Origin of the sequence: Cupriavidus necator, assembly GCF_013141915.1 — a bacterium.
GTDB classification, from domain to species: Bacteria; Pseudomonadota; Gammaproteobacteria; order Burkholderiales; family Burkholderiaceae; genus Cupriavidus; species Cupriavidus necator_B.
Map to the genome: position 1 here is coordinate 201,254 of NZ_SROX01000010.1, position 15,350 is coordinate 216,603.

12 protein-coding genes and 1 tRNA gene are annotated in these 15,350 nt (G+C 68.0%); 4 read left to right on the forward strand and 9 right to left on the reverse strand.

Annotated elements, in window-relative coordinates:
- Window positions 1-7: 7 nt before the first annotated feature.
- The 9 genes from E5S69_RS19520 to def form a co-directional block, all read right to left on the reverse strand.
- Entirely contained in the window at window positions 8-499 is a 492-nt protein-coding gene (locus E5S69_RS19520; protein ID WP_171516281.1) for a hypothetical protein, read from the reverse strand.
- Window positions 500-826: 327 nt separating this feature from the next.
- Window positions 827-902 (reverse strand) — tRNA-Phe (locus E5S69_RS19525).
- Between the two features lie 60 nt (window positions 903-962).
- Window positions 963-1,673: a response regulator gene (locus tag E5S69_RS19530; protein ID WP_171516282.1), complete on the reverse strand. Its 711-nt coding sequence runs from the start codon at window positions 1,671-1,673 to the stop codon at window positions 963-965.
- A gap of 52 nt (window positions 1,674-1,725) precedes the next feature.
- Window positions 1,726-4,158: a sensor histidine kinase gene (locus E5S69_RS19535; protein ID WP_171516283.1), complete on the reverse strand. Its 2,433-nt coding sequence runs from the start codon at window positions 4,156-4,158 to the stop codon at window positions 1,726-1,728.
- Window positions 4,155-5,057, reverse strand: coding sequence for a DUF4390 domain-containing protein (locus tag E5S69_RS19540; RefSeq protein WP_171516284.1), 903 nt, complete (start codon window positions 5,055-5,057; stop codon window positions 4,155-4,157). The genes E5S69_RS19535 and E5S69_RS19540 overlap by 4 nt, the downstream gene beginning before the upstream one ends.
- A 9-nt stretch (window positions 5,058-5,066) precedes the next feature.
- Complete coding sequence (gene rsmB / locus E5S69_RS19545; RefSeq protein ID WP_171516285.1) at window positions 5,067-6,497, reverse strand: 16S rRNA (cytosine(967)-C(5))-methyltransferase RsmB; 1,431 nt, start codon at window positions 6,495-6,497, stop codon at window positions 5,067-5,069.
- A 142-nt stretch (window positions 6,498-6,639) separates the two neighbouring features.
- Window positions 6,640-7,500, reverse strand: a complete 861-nt coding sequence (htpX, locus tag E5S69_RS19550) for a zinc metalloprotease HtpX (protein ID WP_171516286.1) — start codon at window positions 7,498-7,500, stop codon at window positions 6,640-6,642.
- Window positions 7,501-7,688: 188 nt separating this feature from the next.
- On the reverse strand, window positions 7,689-8,702 hold the full coding sequence (gene fmt, locus E5S69_RS19555; RefSeq protein WP_171516287.1) for a methionyl-tRNA formyltransferase: 1,014 nt from the start codon (window positions 8,700-8,702) through the stop codon (window positions 7,689-7,691).
- Window positions 8,703-8,855: 153 nt separating this feature from the next.
- Complete coding sequence (gene def / locus E5S69_RS19560) at window positions 8,856-9,362, reverse strand: peptide deformylase (RefSeq protein ID WP_018005004.1); 507 nt, start codon at window positions 9,360-9,362, stop codon at window positions 8,856-8,858.
- 160 nt (window positions 9,363-9,522) lie between these two features.
- Here def and E5S69_RS19565 point away from each other — a divergent pair, with 160 nt between their 5' ends.
- The 4 genes from E5S69_RS19565 to E5S69_RS19580 all read left to right on the forward strand — a co-directional run bounded on the left by E5S69_RS19565 (window position 9,523) and on the right by E5S69_RS19580 (window position 15,239).
- Window positions 9,523-10,704, forward strand: a complete 1,182-nt coding sequence (locus E5S69_RS19565) for a LysM peptidoglycan-binding domain-containing protein (RefSeq protein WP_171516288.1) — start codon at window positions 9,523-9,525, stop codon at window positions 10,702-10,704.
- Window positions 10,705-10,711: 7 nt separating this feature from the next.
- Window positions 10,712-11,914, forward strand: coding sequence for a DNA-processing protein DprA (dprA, locus tag E5S69_RS19570; protein ID WP_171516289.1), 1,203 nt, complete (start codon window positions 10,712-10,714; stop codon window positions 11,912-11,914).
- Between the two features lie 83 nt (window positions 11,915-11,997).
- Window positions 11,998-12,402 (forward strand): thioredoxin domain-containing protein, encoded by a 405-nt coding sequence (locus E5S69_RS19575; protein WP_171516290.1) that lies wholly within the window; start codon window positions 11,998-12,000, stop codon window positions 12,400-12,402.
- 158 nt (window positions 12,403-12,560) lie between these two features.
- Window positions 12,561-15,239 (forward strand): DNA topoisomerase III, encoded by a 2,679-nt coding sequence (locus E5S69_RS19580; RefSeq protein WP_171516291.1) that lies wholly within the window; start codon window positions 12,561-12,563, stop codon window positions 15,237-15,239.
- Window positions 15,240-15,350: the final 111 nt, after the last annotated feature.

The following is a 15,350-nucleotide window of genomic DNA, read 5'->3' on the forward strand; positions in this document are numbered from 1 at the left end:
GCGCAATTCAGCGCAACAGGAACGCAATATCCTCGACCACGATCTTCGCCACCGGGATGCCCTTGCGGCGCTGGAACAGGATGTGCTGCTGGACGCGGCTGCGCTGATCGGCAAACACGGCGGGATCGATCGGCGTGCCCATTCGCATGTAGTGCTGGACCAGCAGCTTGTAGGCGCGATGGCGCACCTGCATGGCCTCGGTTTCGGCACGCAGCCGCTTGATCTCGGCCGGGCTGCGGTCGATGGCCTGGTGCAGTTCTTCCACCGTGCGCGCGTGCAGCTCGCGGTAGACGTCGCGCTCGGCTTCCATCTGGTGCAGCTCGTCGCGCAGCGCGCGGATCTTGTTCTGCAGCTTCAGGGTCTGCGACACCGCCTGCTGAATCCGTCCCGCCGCGCCCAGCGCCTGGCTGGCGGCGGCCATGGTGCTCTTCCACAAGCCGCGCTCGCCGGCCGCGGTTTGCGGTGGCCAGCGCTTGTCCGTCCCGGTCAATGTGTCCATCCAAGCCCCCGGTGATAAGTAGCGGCCCGGGCCGGGTACCTGCATTATGGAAGCGGCTTGGCCGGCCTGGCCCGCCCTGCCTGGCGGCAGCGCGTCAGGGCATCGTAGAGAGACATGGATCGGCTGCCAAGTAGAAGATATTTACTTCTGGATTGGGTGTTGCACGCCCGGCGAAACGGCGGCCGGGGGGCGTCAGTGGCGCCGTCGCAACCCAGGTTCAGCGTGGCCTTGGGTTGGCCTTCCGGCGGCGATGCGAGCATGGCACGCGTACCGGAACCAGCGCCCAATGCAAAAAGCCCGGCTGCAAGAGCCGGGCTTTTTCTGTTCTGGTGGCCTGGGACGGAATCGAACCGCCGACACAAGGATTTTCAATCCTCTGCTCTACCGACTGAGCTACCGGGCCAAAGAAGCGAAACTATAACTGGACTTTTGGAGCCAGTCAAGCGTCATCCAGGCCACTGCGTCAGTGTTCGGCCGGCTCCGGCTTGTTGCGGCCCAGCTCGACGCCGAGCTGCTTGAGCTTGCGGTACAGGTGGGTCCGCTCGAGCCCGGTTTTCTCGGCCACGCGGGTCATGCTGCCGTGTTCGCGCAGCAGGTGGTACTCGAAATAGGCGCGCTCGAACAGGTCGCGCGCTTCGCGCAGCGGCATGTCGAACGAGAACTGCATCTCCGCCTCCGGCACACGCGCCGGGCTGCCGTTGGGCGCGGCTTCTACCGTAGCTTCGGGCGTGGCGGCGGTCGTGCCGGTTTCCGCCGATGGCGCGGTGGCCGGAGCGGCGGCGGCGGCTGCGTTGCTGCGCGGGCGTTCGATGCCGCGGGCCAGGCCCTGCTCCACCGCGGACAGCAGCTTCTGCAGCGCGATCGGCTTTTCCAGGAAATTGAGCGCGCCGATCTTGGTGGCCTCGACCGCGGTGTCGATGGTTGCGTGGCCCGACATCATGATGACGGGCATGGTCAGCTGTCCCTGCGCGGACCACTCCTTGAGCAGCGTCACGCCATCGGTATCGGGCATCCAGATATCGAGCAGCACGAGATCGGGCGTGCCGGCCGCGCGGTAATCGCGGGCCTGTTGCGCGTTTTCCGCGAGTTCGACCACATGGCCTTCGTCGCTGAGGATTTCCGAGAGCAGCTCGCGGATTCCCATTTCGTCATCGACTACGAGGATGGTTGCCATACTTCCCCTCTTAACCCCACCGCAGCGTTCCGGGACCGGACGCCAATGTTGACTATGCCAGTTTAACGAACAGGATCGAGATCTGCGCACCGATGATCTCGGCACCTTCCGTGCGATTGCGCAGTTCAATGCGCGCGCCGTGTTCGTCAATGATCTTCTTTACCATCGCGAGCCCGAGACCCGTGCCCTTGGCTTTCGTGGTCACATAAGGCTCGAACGCACGGCTCAGGATGCGCGGTGCAAAACCGGGACCATTGTCCGCAATGGTGAGCTTGACGGCCTGCCGGTTCTCGCCGGCAGAATCTTTGTATTCTACAGTCTCGGTGTGCAGAGTGATATGGGGCGCGGCCCTACCGGCCGCGACGTTCTCCGCGGCCGCGTCCTGTGCGTTCTGCAACAGGTTGTGGATGACCTGGCGCAATTGCGTTGGATCGCCCTTGATCTCGGGCAGCGCGCTGCCCAGCGTCGGATGGATCACGAGGTGCTCATGCACCGTCGGATCGTCGATGCCATACAGGTGCAGCACCTCGGCCACCAGGCTGTTGAGCTGCAGCGATTGCAGCACCGCGGGCGGCGTGCGCGCGTAGTCGCGGAAATCATCGACCATGCGCTTCATCGCGGCCACCTGGTTGACGATGGTGGCGGCGCCGCGCTTGAGCACGTCGGCATCGGTGCCCTCCAGCTTGGGCGAGAGCTTCATCTGCAGGCGCTCGGCCGACAGCTGGATCGGCGTCAGCGGGTTCTTGATCTCGTGCGCCAGGCGCCGGGCCACCTCGCCCCACGCCACCGAGCGTTGAGCGGAAATCACATCGGAAATATCGTCGAAGACGATCACATAGCCGGGCTCGTCGCGCTCGCCGCCGGGCAGGCGCGCGCCGCGCACCAGCAGCGTCAGCGGCTGCTCCTCGCCCTGCGGCAGTTCGATCTGCTTCTGCCAGTGCTCGGCGCCGCCCAGCACCTCGCTGGTGTTCTGGTCCGAGAAGGCCTGGCGCACGATCTCGCCGAACGACGCCATGCCGGGGATCTGTTCCATCGGCAGGCCCATCACCGCGCCGAACGGCTGGCGGAAGATGCGCTCGGCGCCAGGATTGGCGGTGATCAGCACGAAGCGGCGGTCGAACACCAGCACGCCCGCGGTGAGGTTCTGCAGCACGCTTTCAAGGTAGGCCTTCGACTGCTCCAGGGCGGCGCGGTTTTCTTCTACCGCCAGCCGCGCCTCGGCCAGCTGGCGCGTCATCTGGTTAAACTGCTGCGTCAGCATGCCCAGTTCATCGCGGCTCTTCAGCTCGCGCTTGGGCGACAGATCGCCCTCGGCCACTTCCTTGGTTCCCTGCAGCAGCATCAGCAGCGGCCGCGCCAACTGGCCGCCAAGCAGCAGTGCCAGCATCACCGCGATGAAGACCGCCAGGAACAGCGTCAGCGTCAGCGTGCCGATATACATCTTGCGCAGGCCGGTGCGGCCCAGCGCCTTTTCCTGGTACTCCTGGTACGCGCGCTGGACCTCGTCGGCATTGCGCGCCAGCGCCGCCGGCACGGGATGCAGCACCTGCAGGTAGCGTTCTTCGCGCACGCTCTCGCCGACCAGGCCGAAACCGCTCGAAGGGGAGTCTTCCGGGCTGCGTTCGACCGACAGGCCGGAGCCGGCCCAGCGCGGCGGCCGGGTCAACGCGCGGGGTGCGCTGGCGGCGCTGATCGTATCTTGTGCCGATCCTGGCGCCGCGCCCAGCGGGATGATCACGCGCAGGCGGTACAGGTGACTGCTGTCGACGCGCTCGGGAGCCTGGCCGACGTCGCTCGACGGATCGGTGCCGCCCTCCACCGCGGCATAGCCGCCCGCCAGCCGCGCCTGCTCCGCCAGCACGCCGGAAGGCAGGTCCGGCACCAGCGAGGCATAGTTGCTGGAAGCGGTGGCCAGCACGCGGCCGCTGCCGGTGAAGATGGCGGCTTCCTGCACGCCATACTGCTCGCGCAGCCGGTTCAGCTGCAGCGAGGTGGCCACGCCTGAGGCGCCGGCCAGCTGCTCGGACATCAGCCGCGCCTTGACCTGCAGGTCGGCCAGCGAGCTGTCGATGGTGGCGCGTCCCAGGTTCAGACCGGCCTCAAGCGCGGTTTCCACGCGCACGTCGAACCAGGACTCGATGCTGCGCGAGACGAACTGCAGCGACACCAGGTAGATCAGCACCCCGGGCAGCACGCCGACCACGCCGAAGAATACGGCGAGCTTGGTCATCAGCCGCGTGCCGAACTTGCCGCGGCGATAGCGCAGCCACAGCGTCACCGCCAGCGCGCCCACGGTCAGCACCAGCAGCGCGCCGATCACCAGGTTCACTTTGAACAGCAGCGTGAAATAGCGATCGAAAAATTCGGTATTGGCCGACGCGCCGGCAAGCAGGCCCACCAGCACCAGCGCCAGGAACACGATGATGCCGGCCACGACGCGGTACAGCAGGCGCCGGAACCGGCTGTCCCACAACGGGTTGCTCATGGCTGGCTCGAAGCGGGCTGCGCCAGCATCGCCGGCGACAGTGCGTACGACACAGTTTGCAGGTACAGACCGCGCCCTTCCCCCGGGCCCCGTTCATTGGCCGCGGCAGGCGCCGATGCCGCAGCCGGTGCCGGCATGGGGGGCGAGGCCGGCAACGCAGGCAATGCCGGTGCCGGTGGCGGTGCCGGCGGCTGGGGCGGTGGTGCCGGCGGTGGTGCGGGCGGAGGCGCCGGCGGCGCGCTCAGATCGGTGGGCACGGTGTAGGTGAAGCGCCGCCAGTCTGACGCCAGGTTCCAGTCGCGCGTGTTGACGGCATTGATCTGGAACGGCTTGGGCAACTGCGACAGGTCCAGCCGCATGCGCACTTCGGCGCTGTAGGTTTCGCCGGGCTTGACCGCGTTGCGCTCGAACACACGCCAGCCGCGCACGCGCTGGATAAACTGCAGCGCGCTCTTCAGGCGCGTGAACGGCAGCTGCAGGCCGCCGGTGGAGATGCGGTACTGGCGCGTCAGCGGCTGGTACGACAGGCGCACGCTGCGGGTGGTGTTGACCGGCTTGTCATCGAACCAGTACCAGCGCGAGCGCGAGAGCTGGAAGTCGACCGCGAAATAGAGCGAGATGCCCTTGTGCAGCGCGTCCTCGAGCGCGGGCGGCAGGTCGAAGTCAAAGCTGGCGGCCAGCTCGAAGCCGCCGTCCTGGTATTCGATGCGGGCTTCGGTGGCCTCGATGACCTGCGCCTGCGCGGCGCGGGGCAGCCACAGCGCGGCGGCCAGCGCCAGTATCAGCGCGAGCGCCCAGCGCGCCAGCCGGCTGCACGGGTTGGGCACGGAGGCTGGGCCGGTGTCGGCGCAGCGGGCCACTTCAACGCGAAAGCCTGACAGGCGCGGCGTGCTCGGCATCGGATCAGATCAGGCGCGTTTCTGGAAGCGGGCGTAGAAGAAGCCATCGTGATCGGATGGCAGGCTGGCGCCACCGGTGCTGTCAAGGGCGGCCTGGTCACCGTCCGCGCCCTCGGCAAGCGTTGCATGGGTGCCGGGCAGCAGCTGCCCTGGCGCCTGCAATCGTATCGCATCTGCCAGTTGCTCACCAAACCAGCGCGCCTGCTCCTCGCCCTCCGTTGGGAAAATAGAACAGGTGACATAGACCAGGATGCCGCCCGGCTTGAGCAGCGGCCACAGCTGCGAGACGATGCGGCGCTGCTCGGTGATGAGCCGGGCGATATCGGTTTCGCGGCGCAGCCAGCGGATATCGGGATGGCGCCGTACGATGCCCGAGGCCGAGCACGGCACGTCGGCGAGAATGCGGTCGAAGAGTTGCCCGTCCCACCAGTCGGCGGGACGGCTGGCATCGCCGACCACGATCTTTGCAGACTTGCCCAGGCGCGCCAGGTTTTCGCCGATGCGGGTGGCGCGCTGCGCATCGCTCTCGACCGCGGTCACGTCGATATCGGCCAGCTCCAGCAGATGTCCGGTCTTGCCGCCGGGCGCCGCGCAGGCATCGAGCACGCGCATGCCGTCGGCCACCTCCAGCAGCGGCGCGGCCAGTTGCGCACCGGCGTCCTGCACCGAGACTACGCCTTCGGCAAAGCCCGGCAGCTGCGTTACCGGCACCGCGCGCACCAGGCGCACCGCCTGCGGGCCCACCACGCGCCCGGCCAGCCCGGCGTTGGCCAGGTCGGTCTGGTACTGCGGCACGGACACGCGCGCGGTGTTGACGCGTACCGTCATCGGCGGGCGCACGTTGGCACTGGCGGCCAGCGCCGTCCACTGCTCAGGGTAGGCTTCGCGCAGCATGCGCAGCCACCACGGCGGCAGGTTCCAGCGCGCCTGCTCGTCGCGATTGACCTCGGCCAGCAGCGCCTTGCGCTCGCGCAGGAAACGCCGCAGCACGGCGTTGACCAGTCCGCGCGCATGCGCAGTCTTGGGTTCGGAGGCGGCGGCGCTGACGGCCTGGTCGACCACGGTGAAGGTGCTGTAGCCGGGGCGGCCGGCGTCGGCATCGTGGCGCGCCGGGTCGGCGCTGTCGTGCTTGTCGCGTGGCCCCGGCGTGTGTTCCAGCAGCAATGCCAGCGCCACCGCCAGCAGCGAATCGACCTGCGCGCCGGGCGGGCGCGTCACCAGCTTGGTCACCAGCGCGCGCGCGGTGCCGAACTGGCGCATGGTGCGGTAGGCAATGTCCTGCAGCGCGCCGCGGCTGGCGGCATCGCGCACGCGGTCCAGCCGCAGGTGCGCGGCGGCGTCCTCGATCGCCTGGGGCAAGGCCGTGCCTTCGCTGACGGCGCGCACCGCGGCGGCGGCGCCAAGCATCTGGAAGGCAAGCGAATCGGGAGGCAGGCGCATATCGGTCAGGCGGCGGATCAGGCAGCGGTTAAGGCGGTGAATCGGGAGGGCGTGGGGCGCGGGCCAAAAAAAGCCCGCCGGTCCATGCGGAACAGCGGGCAGTTTACCTTGTGCCGGGGCCGGGCCCCGGATTTCCGGCGGCTCAGGCGGGGTAGGTGCCGGTCTGCGCCATCTGCATCAGCCGCGCGATGCGTTCCTCGGTGGCCGGATGGGTCGAGAACAGGTTGGCGATGCCGCCGCCGGAGAGCGGGTTCATGATCATCATCTGCGCCGTGGCCGGGTGTTCCTCGGCGGCCTGGAACGGGATGCCCTGCGCGTAGCGGTGGATCTTGTCCAGCGCGCTGGCCAGCGCCTGCGGGTCGCCGCTGATCTCGGCGCCGGCGCGGTCGGCTTCGAATTCCCGCGCGCGCGAGATCGCCATCTGGATCAGCGAGGCCGCCAGCGGCGCCAGGATCGCCACGGCAATGCTGGCGATCGGGTTGGAGCGGTTGCCGTTCTCGTCGCGCCCGCCGAAGAACATCGCCATATTGGCCAGCGCCGAGATTGCACCCGCCATGGTGGCGGCTATGGTCGAGGTCAGGATGTCGCGGTGGCGCACGTGCGCCAGCTCATGCGCCATCACGCCGCGCAGCTCGCGCTCGGACAGCACCCGCAGGATGCCGGTGGTGGCCGCCACGGCCGCGTGTTCCGGGTTGCGGCCGGTGGCAAAGGCGTTGGGCGCGTCTTCATTGATCAGGTAGACGCGCGGCATCGGCAGGCCGGCGCGCTGCGCCAGTTCCTGCACCATGCCGTAGAACTGTGGCGCGCTGCCGGCATCGACTTCCTGCGCGTTGTACATGCGCAGGACCATCTTGTCCGAGAACCAGTAGGAGAAGAAGTTCATGCCCAGCGCGATCAGCAGCGCGAACATCATGCCGCTGCGCCCGCCGATCATGCCGCCGATGACGATGAACAGCGCCGTGATGGCCGCCATCAGCATGAAGGTCTTGACCCAGTTGAACATTGCGGTGATCTCCGTGTAATCGTGAGCCGCGTCCCGCGTGAAAGCGGACGCGATGACCGTTAGATAGGGGGCAATCGCCGAAAATTCAACGGCGGTTCAACGGAATGGAACGAGCGGCGCGGCCGGCGGGCCCGGCCGGGCGCTGCCCCCGGCACTTATGCTGCCATGTGCGGCAAAGGGCTGCCTGGTTATTCCTCGGCGGCTCCGTTGCCGGGCACCACGCAGCGCGTGCCAGGCGGCAGTGGCAGGCCCTGCAGGAACTGCTGCGCCGGCTGTCGACGCCCGCCCGGCTTCTGCAACTCGGTGACCTGCAGCGCGCTGCCTTCGCCGCACGCGATCAGGATGCCGGCGGCGTCGGCCGCCAGCACCGTGCCGGGCGGATGCGGCAGGCTGCTGGCCGCCGCCAGCGGCAGCGCCTGCCAGCACTTGATCACGGTGTCGCCCACCTGCACCGTCGCGCCCGGGAACGGGTTGAAGGCGCGCACCTGGTTGGCCAGCGCGGCGGCCGGGCGGCGCAGGTCCAGCGGCGCTTCGTCCTTGGCAATCTTCTCGGCGTAGGTAACGCCTTGCGCCGGTTGCGGCGTGGCCGCCAGCGGCCGGCCGGCGTCCAGTTCGCGCAGTGCGGCCACGATCATGCGGGCGCCGAGCGCGGCCAGGGTGTCGTGCAGCGTGCCGGTGGTGTCGTCCGGCCCGATCGGCACCGCTTCGCGCGTGAGCATGTCGCCGGTGTCCAGGCCCTCGTCCATCTGCATCAGCGTGATGCCGGTCTCGGCGTCGCCCGCTTCGATGGCGCGGTGGATCGGCGCCGCGCCACGCCAGCGCGGGAGCAGCGAGCCGTGGATATTCAGGCAGCCCAGCCGCGGCAGGGTCAGCGCCTCGGCCGGCAGGATCAGGCCGTAGGCGGCCACCACCATGACATCCGGGGCAATGCCGGCCAGCGTGTCGATGGCCGCGGCGGCCTCTTCCGGATACTTGCCCTGGCGGCGCAGCGAACGCGGCTGCAAGACCGGCGCCAGGCCGTTGGCGACGGCGAATTGCTTCACCGGGCTGGCCTGTAGCTGCATGCCGCGGCCGGCCGGCCGATCGGGCTGGGTCAGCACGGCGACCACCGGAAATCCGGCGGCGTGGATGGCTTCCAGCGCGACGCGCGCAAACTCGGGCGTGCCGGCAAAGGCGACACGCAAGGGGCTGGCTTGGGACATGGCAGGTTCCGTGGCCTGAAACGGCACCGGCCGCTGTAGCGGCCGGTATCTGGGTTCTTCGGAAGTCATAAAGATAACAGACCCCGCGCGGAAGCCGCACGCGGGTAGCCGGATTCCGGCGGGCTGTTACATCTTTATTGCCGCTGAAGCGGCTTACATGCGGGTGCGTTCGCGCTTCTGCAGCTTGCTCTTGATGCGGTTGAGCTTGAGCGGCGACAGGTACTCGACGAAGACCTTGCCGCGCAGGTGATCGATCTCATGCTGGATGCAGACCGCCAGCAGGTCGTCGGCGTCGAGCTCGAAGCTTTCGCCCTTCTCGTTGAGCGCGCGCACGCGCACGCGGTCGGGGCGCTCGACCCGGTCATAGACCTCGGGCACCGACAGGCAGCCCTCTTCCCACACCTTGCGGTTGTCGCTGGCCCAGACGATCTCCGGGTTGATGAAGACCTGGAGCTGGTCGCGCGTTTCCGAGACGTCGATCACCACCACCTGCTCGTGCACGTTGACCTGGGTCGCGGCCAGGCCGATGCCGGGCGCTTCGTACATGGTTTCCGCCATGTCCTTGACCAGCTGGCGGATGCGGTCGTCCACCGCGGCCACGGGTTTGGCAACGGTGTGCAGGCGGGGATCGGGGTAGGTCAGGATGTCGAGTTTTGCCATGATGCTGGGGCGCAACGCCGGCCGCTGCCGGCAACCCGGCCGCGTTGCGGCGGCGGATGTTTACATGCAGAATCGGGGCGCAAGTACAAAAATTCAAGGCGCGCCGCAACAGGCACGCTCTACCGGGTCAATCCGGCCGAACCACCGGCCGGCCAGGAAAATGCGCGATCTTACCAAAGAACACCAGGCGGCGTCGGGCCGCAGGCTGCACGCGTTCATCCCCAGATTTGCTTATCCGTTATTGAGTGCCGCGGCCTTCACCGCCGCGGCCGCGCTGCCAGCCACAGCGTCGGACCTGACGGTAACGCCGGCCCAGCAGGCCGAAGCCCAGCGCACCGCCCGACAGGGCATTCCCGTGGCCGACCTTGCCGCCAACGCGCCATCGCAATATACGGTGCGCGCCGGCGACACGCTGTGGGGCGTCTCCGGCCGCTTCCTGCGCCAGCCGTGGCGCTGGCCCGAGCTATGGGGCATGAACCGGCAGCAGATCCGCAATCCGCACCTGATCTACCCGGGCCAGATCCTGTACCTGATCCAGCGCGACGGGCGGGCCTGGCTGTCGACCGCGCCCGGCGGCAGCGACGTCGTGCGCCTGTCGCCGCAGATGCGCAGCGGCACCACCGACACGGCCGCCATCCTGAGCATCCCTGCGGCCGATATCGAGCCCTTCCTGATACGGCCGCTGGTCGTCGATCAGGACACGCTGGACACCTCCGCGCGCATCGTGGCGGTGTCGGAATCGCGCGTCATCCTCGGCCGTGACGACACCGGCTATGCCCGCGGCATTCCCGCGGACGCGCCGCAGGGCAGCGACTGGCAGGCCTACCGCCCGCTCACCCCGGTGCGCGATCCCGTGACGCAGGCCGTGCTCGGCTACGAGTCCGAATATGAAGGCAATGTGCGCCTGGCGCGCGGCGCGCAGGGCCCGGACGCCGTCTCGACCATGCAGGTCACGCAGGCCAGGCAGGAAATGGGCGTTGGCACGCTGCTGATGCCGCAGCCCGCGCGGGAAGCCTTGCGCTACGTGCCGCACGCGCCCGATGCGCAGCTCGACGGCCGCGTCGCCAAGGTCTATGGCGGGGTGGAGTTCGGTGGTGCGAGGCAGGTGGTGGTGCTCAACCTGGGCAGCCAGGCCGGGGTGGAACCAGGCCACGTGCTGGCCCTGTCGCGCACTGGCGAAACCGTGGCCGACAAGACCGACAGCAACCGCGCCATCCGGCTGCCGGACGAGCGCTACGGCCTGGCCTTTGTCTTCCGCGTGTTCCCCGGCGTGTCGTATGCGCTGGTCACCGACGCTTCCAACGTAATCGCGGTCGGCGACCGGGCCACCTCGCCGCGCTGAACCGGCCTTGGCGACGTCTGCGGCGGCGCCGGTATGCGCCGCAACCCTGGGCCATGCCGGCGCCGGCGGGCAAGCCGCCATCCGCAATGCCGACGACCTGAAGGCATGGCTGCAGCTGACCTGTGCCCCTGGGATCGGCCCGGTCGCGGTGCGCGTGCTGCTGGCTGCGTTCGGGCTGCCGCCACAAGTGTTGGCGCAGAGCGTGACGGCGCTGTCCGCAGTCGTTCCGGCCAAGCTGGCCCGCGCGGTACTGGCCAGGCCCGATGCCGGGCTGCCGGCGCTGGTCGAACGCACGCTGGCGTGGCTGGGCACGCCGGGCAACCGCCTGCTCACGCTGGCCGATGACGCCTACCCTGCCCGCCTGTTCGACCTGCACGACCCGCCGCCGCTGCTATATATCAAAGGCGATCCCGCGTTGCTGGCCCGCCCGGCGGTGGCCGTCGTCGGCGCACGCAATGCCACCGGGCAGGGCAAGCGCAATGCGCAGGCTTTCGGGCGCGAACTGTCCGAGGCGGGCCTGACGGTGATCTCCGGCCTGGCGCTGGGGATCGACGCCGCCGCCCACGCCGGCGGGCTGCTTGGCTGTGGCGGCACGCTCGCGGTCACGGGTACGGGGGCCGACCGGGTCTATCCCGCCGACAACCTGGCCCTGGCCCATGAGGTCGCCGAGCGCGGTGCCGTGGTCACCGAATTTCCGCTTGGCATGCAGGGTATGCCGGCCAATTTCCCGCGCCGCAACCGGATCATCGCGGCGCTCGCGCACGGCGTGCTGGTGGTGGAGGCCGCGGCGCGATCGGGCTCGCTGATCACCGCGCGGCTGGCCGCGGAACTGGGCCGCGAGGTGTTCGCCGTGCCCGGATCGATCCACGCGCCGCTGTCTCAGGGTTGCCACCTGCTGATCCGCCAGGGCGCCAAACTGGTGGAGCGCATCGAGGACGTGCTTGAGGAAATCAACCTGGGGCCAACCTCACCGCTTCGGCCGCCGCCAGCGGCGCAGGCCCTGGCCTCGCAGCCAGTTGCGGAGCAATCTGAATTTGCCGACCGTGCCGACCCCCTGCTGGCCGCCCTCGGCTACGATCCGGTTACGCTGGATGCGCTGTGCGAGCGCAGCGGCCAGCCCCCCGACGCCGCCGCGGCACGCCTGCTGGAACTGGAACTGGCCGGGCTTGCCGAGCGTCTACCGGGAAACCTGTTCCGACGTCTTGCGTGAAGGCGGTACGACCGACCCTCAGCGCAATACCGATACAATCGCCGGCTGTCCGTGTGTCGCGGGCTCCTCATGTTTCCGATGCCATGACCGTTTACTTTCCTGAACGTGACGCCGGCGCCATTGCCGAGTGCCTGGCGGCGCGGCCGCAGGGCCGCTTGGTGGCGTGCCTGTGCGCGCAGTGGTGCGGCACATGCCGGGATTACCTGGCAGCGCTGACGGCGCTGGCGGCACGCCATCCTGAGGATTGCTTTGTCTGGATCGATATCGAGACCCATGCGGATGCGCTTGGCGATATCGATATTGAGAATTTCCCGACTGTGCTGGTGCAGCCGGCAGCGGGCGGAGTGCCACGGTTCTATGGCACGCTGCTGCCGCATGTCGAGGTGCTCGAGCGCATGCTCGCCCGCGGTGCGGCCATGCCGGCGCCCGCAGAAGAAGTGCCTCACGTGCTGGAGTGGTTGCTTGGCGGCGGGCGCGGCGCCGCCTAGGCGGTGCGCGGGACGGCAAGGGGGCCGTAAGGAGGCTTGCTTGCACCACCGTCGAAACCGCGCTTATTATTGGCGCCTCATAGCCCCCCGGCGTTCTGATTACTACGTTTGCAGTGCAATTAGCGGGTTGCAAGAAGCAGCTCGCAAGGACCCTTCCCATGTCAAAAGCCCTCATCATCGCGGAAAAACCGTCGGTCGCGGCGGATATCGCCCGTGCCCTCGGGGGGTTTACCAAGCACGACGAGTATTTCGAGAGCGACGATTACGTGCTGTCCTCCGCCGTCGGCCACCTGGTCGAGATCGCCGCGCCGGACGAATACGAGGTCAAGCGCGGCAAGTGGAGCTTCGCCAACCTGCCGGTGATCCCGCCGCATTTTGACCTGCGCCCCATCCCCAAGACCGAGTCGCGCCTGAAGGTGCTGAACCGGCTGATCAAGCGCAAGGACGTTACCGCGCTGATCAACGCCTGCGACGCGGGGCGCGAGGGGGAACTGATCTTCCGCCTGATCGCGCAGCAGGCCAAGGCCAAGCAGCCGGTGCGCCGGCTATGGCTGCAGTCGATGACGCCGCAGGCGATCCGCGACGGCTTTGCGGCCCTGCGCGAAGACGAAGACATGCTGCCGCTGGCCGACGCGGCGCGCTGCCGCTCCGAGGCCGACTGGCTGGTCGGCATCAACGGCACGCGTGCCATGACCGCCTTCAACAGCAAGGGCGGCGGCTTCTTCCTGACCACCGTGGGCCGCGTGCAGACCCCGACGCTGTCGATCGTGGTGGAGCGCGAAGAGAAGATCAAGCACTTCGTGCCGCGCGACTACTGGGAGGTGCGCGCCGAGTTCATCGCCGCCGCCGGCTTGTATGAAGGCCGCTGGTTCGACCCCAAGTTCAAGAAGAGCGAGTTCGATCCCGAGGCGCGCGAGTCGCGCCTGTGGAGCGAGGCCGAGGCCAAGAGCATCGTTGCCGCCTGCCGCGACAAGCCCGGTACCGTCACCGAGGAATCCAAGCCGTCGACACAGCAATCGCCGGCGCTGTTTGACCTGACCACGCTGCAGCGCGAGGCCAACTCGCGCTTCGGCTTCTCGGCCAAGAACACGCTGGGCCTGGCGCAGGCCCTGTATGAAAAGCACAAGGTGCTGACCTACCCGCGTACCGATGCGCGCGCGCTGCCCGAGGACTACCTGGACACGGTCAAGCAGACCATGGACATGCTGGCCGACAGCTCGCCCAACTACCTCCCGCACGCCAAGAAGATCCTGGCGCAGGGCTGGGTCAAGCCGAACAAAAAGATCTTCGACAACAGCAAGATCAGCGACCACTTCGCCATCATCCCGACGCTGCAGGCGCCCAAGAACCTGTCGGAGCCGGAGCAGAAGCTGTACGACCTGGTGGTGCGCCGCTTCCTGGCGGTGTTCTTCCCGGCGGCCGAGTTCCAGGTCACGACTCGCATCACGGAAGTCGCCGGCCACCACTTCAAGACCGAAGGCAAGGTGCTGGTCAATCCGGGCTGGCTGGTGATCTACGGCCGCGAGGCGCAGGGCGACAAGGACGCTGCCAACCTGGTGCCGGTGGCGAAGGACGAGAAGGTCAAGACCGACAAGGTCGAGGGCGTTGGCCTGACCACCAAGCCCCCCGCCCGCTACAACGAAGCCACGCTGCTGTCCGCGATGGAAGGCGCCGGCAAGCTGGTCGACGACGATGCGCTGCGCGAAGCCATGGCCGGCAAGGGCCTGGGCACCCCGGCCACGCGTGCGGCGATCATCGAAGGGCTGCTGACCGAGAAATACCTGGTGCGCGAAGGCCGCGAGCTGATCCCCACCGCCAAGGCGTTCCAGCTGATGACGCTGCTGCGTGGCCTGGGCGTGCAGGAACTGACGCAGGCCGAGCTGACCGGCGAATGGGAGCACAAGCTTTCGCAGATTGAGCGCGGGCGCCTCAAGCGCGATGAGTTCATGCGCGAGATCGCGCAGATGACGCAGCAGATCGTCAAGCGCGCCAAGGAATACGACAGCGACACCATCCCGGGCGACTACGCCACGCTGGACACGCCGTGCCCGCAGTGCGGCGGACAGGTCAAGGAGAACTACCGCCGCTTTGCCTGCACCGCGTGTGAATTCTCGATCAGCAAGATCCCCGGTGGCCGCCAGTTCGAGATCGAGGAGGTCGAAGAACTGCTGCTGAAGAAAGAGATCGGTCCGCTGCAGGGTTTCCGCAGCAAGATGGGCCGCCCGTTCGCCGCCATCCTCAAGCTGGGCAAGGACGACGAAGGCCATTACAAGATGGAATTCGACTTTGGCCAGAATGACGACGACAACGACGGCGAGCCGGTTGACTTCAGCGGCCAGCAGCCGGTGGGAACCTGCCCGAAGTGCGGCGGCTCGGTGTTCGAGCACGGCATGAAGTATGTCTGCGAAAACAGCACGACCAGTCCCAAGAGCTGCGACTTCACCACCGGCAAGATCATCCTGCAGCAGGAAATCAGCCGCGAGCAGATCGGCAAGCTGCTCAACGAAGGCAAGACCGACCTGCTGACCGGCTTCAAGTCGTCGCGCACGGGCCGCAATTTCAAGGCCTTCCTGGTCAAGCAGCCGGACGGCAAGATCGGCTTCGAGTTCGAGGTGCGCGAGCCCAAGGCCGGCGCCAAGACGGCGGCCAAGGCCCCGGCCAAGGCAGCATCGCGCGGCGCGGCCGAGGCCGAAGCGGCGCCAGCGACGAAGACGGCCGCCAAGACCGCGGCCAAGACCGTCGCCGCCAAGGCGCCGGCGAAGAAGGCCGCCGCAAAGAAGGCGCCCGCCAAGACCCCCGCGGCGAAGAAGACGCGCGCGGCCGCTGCCGGCGAGTAAGCGCAGCCGCCCTGGCAAAACGCCCGGCATTGCGGAACTGAACCCCAGAAGTTGGACGGTTCGAGAAGACTAGGCTTGCAAGGGCTGAGTCCTGTATTGCACGGGACTCAG

Bases quoted from the DNA above. Each gene is read 5' to 3' on its own strand.
- E5S69_RS19520 (WP_171516281.1), bottom strand. From the start codon at position 499: ATGGACACATTGACCGGGACGGACAAGCGCTGGCCACCGCAAACCGCG.
- E5S69_RS19530 (WP_171516282.1), bottom strand. From the start codon at position 1,673: ATGGCAACCATCCTCGTAGTCGATGACGAAATGGGAATCCGCGAGCTG.
- E5S69_RS19535 (WP_171516283.1), bottom strand. From the start codon at position 4,158: ATGAGCAACCCGTTGTGGGACAGCCGGTTCCGGCGCCTGCTGTACCGC.
- E5S69_RS19540 (WP_171516284.1), bottom strand. From the start codon at position 5,057: ATGCCGAGCACGCCGCGCCTGTCAGGCTTTCGCGTTGAAGTGGCCCGC.
- rsmB (WP_171516285.1), bottom strand. From the start codon at position 6,497: ATGCGCCTGCCTCCCGATTCGCTTGCCTTCCAGATGCTTGGCGCCGCC.
- htpX (WP_171516286.1), bottom strand. From the start codon at position 7,500: ATGTTCAACTGGGTCAAGACCTTCATGCTGATGGCGGCCATCACGGCG.
- fmt (WP_171516287.1), bottom strand. From the start codon at position 8,702: ATGTCCCAAGCCAGCCCCTTGCGTGTCGCCTTTGCCGGCACGCCCGAG.
- def (WP_018005004.1), bottom strand. From the start codon at position 9,362: ATGGCAAAACTCGACATCCTGACCTACCCCGATCCCCGCCTGCACACC.
- E5S69_RS19565 (WP_171516288.1), top strand. From the start codon at position 9,523: ATGCGCGATCTTACCAAAGAACACCAGGCGGCGTCGGGCCGCAGGCTG.
- E5S69_RS19575 (WP_171516290.1), top strand. From the start codon at position 11,998: ATGACCGTTTACTTTCCTGAACGTGACGCCGGCGCCATTGCCGAGTGC.
- E5S69_RS19580 (WP_171516291.1), top strand. From the start codon at position 12,561: ATGTCAAAAGCCCTCATCATCGCGGAAAAACCGTCGGTCGCGGCGGAT.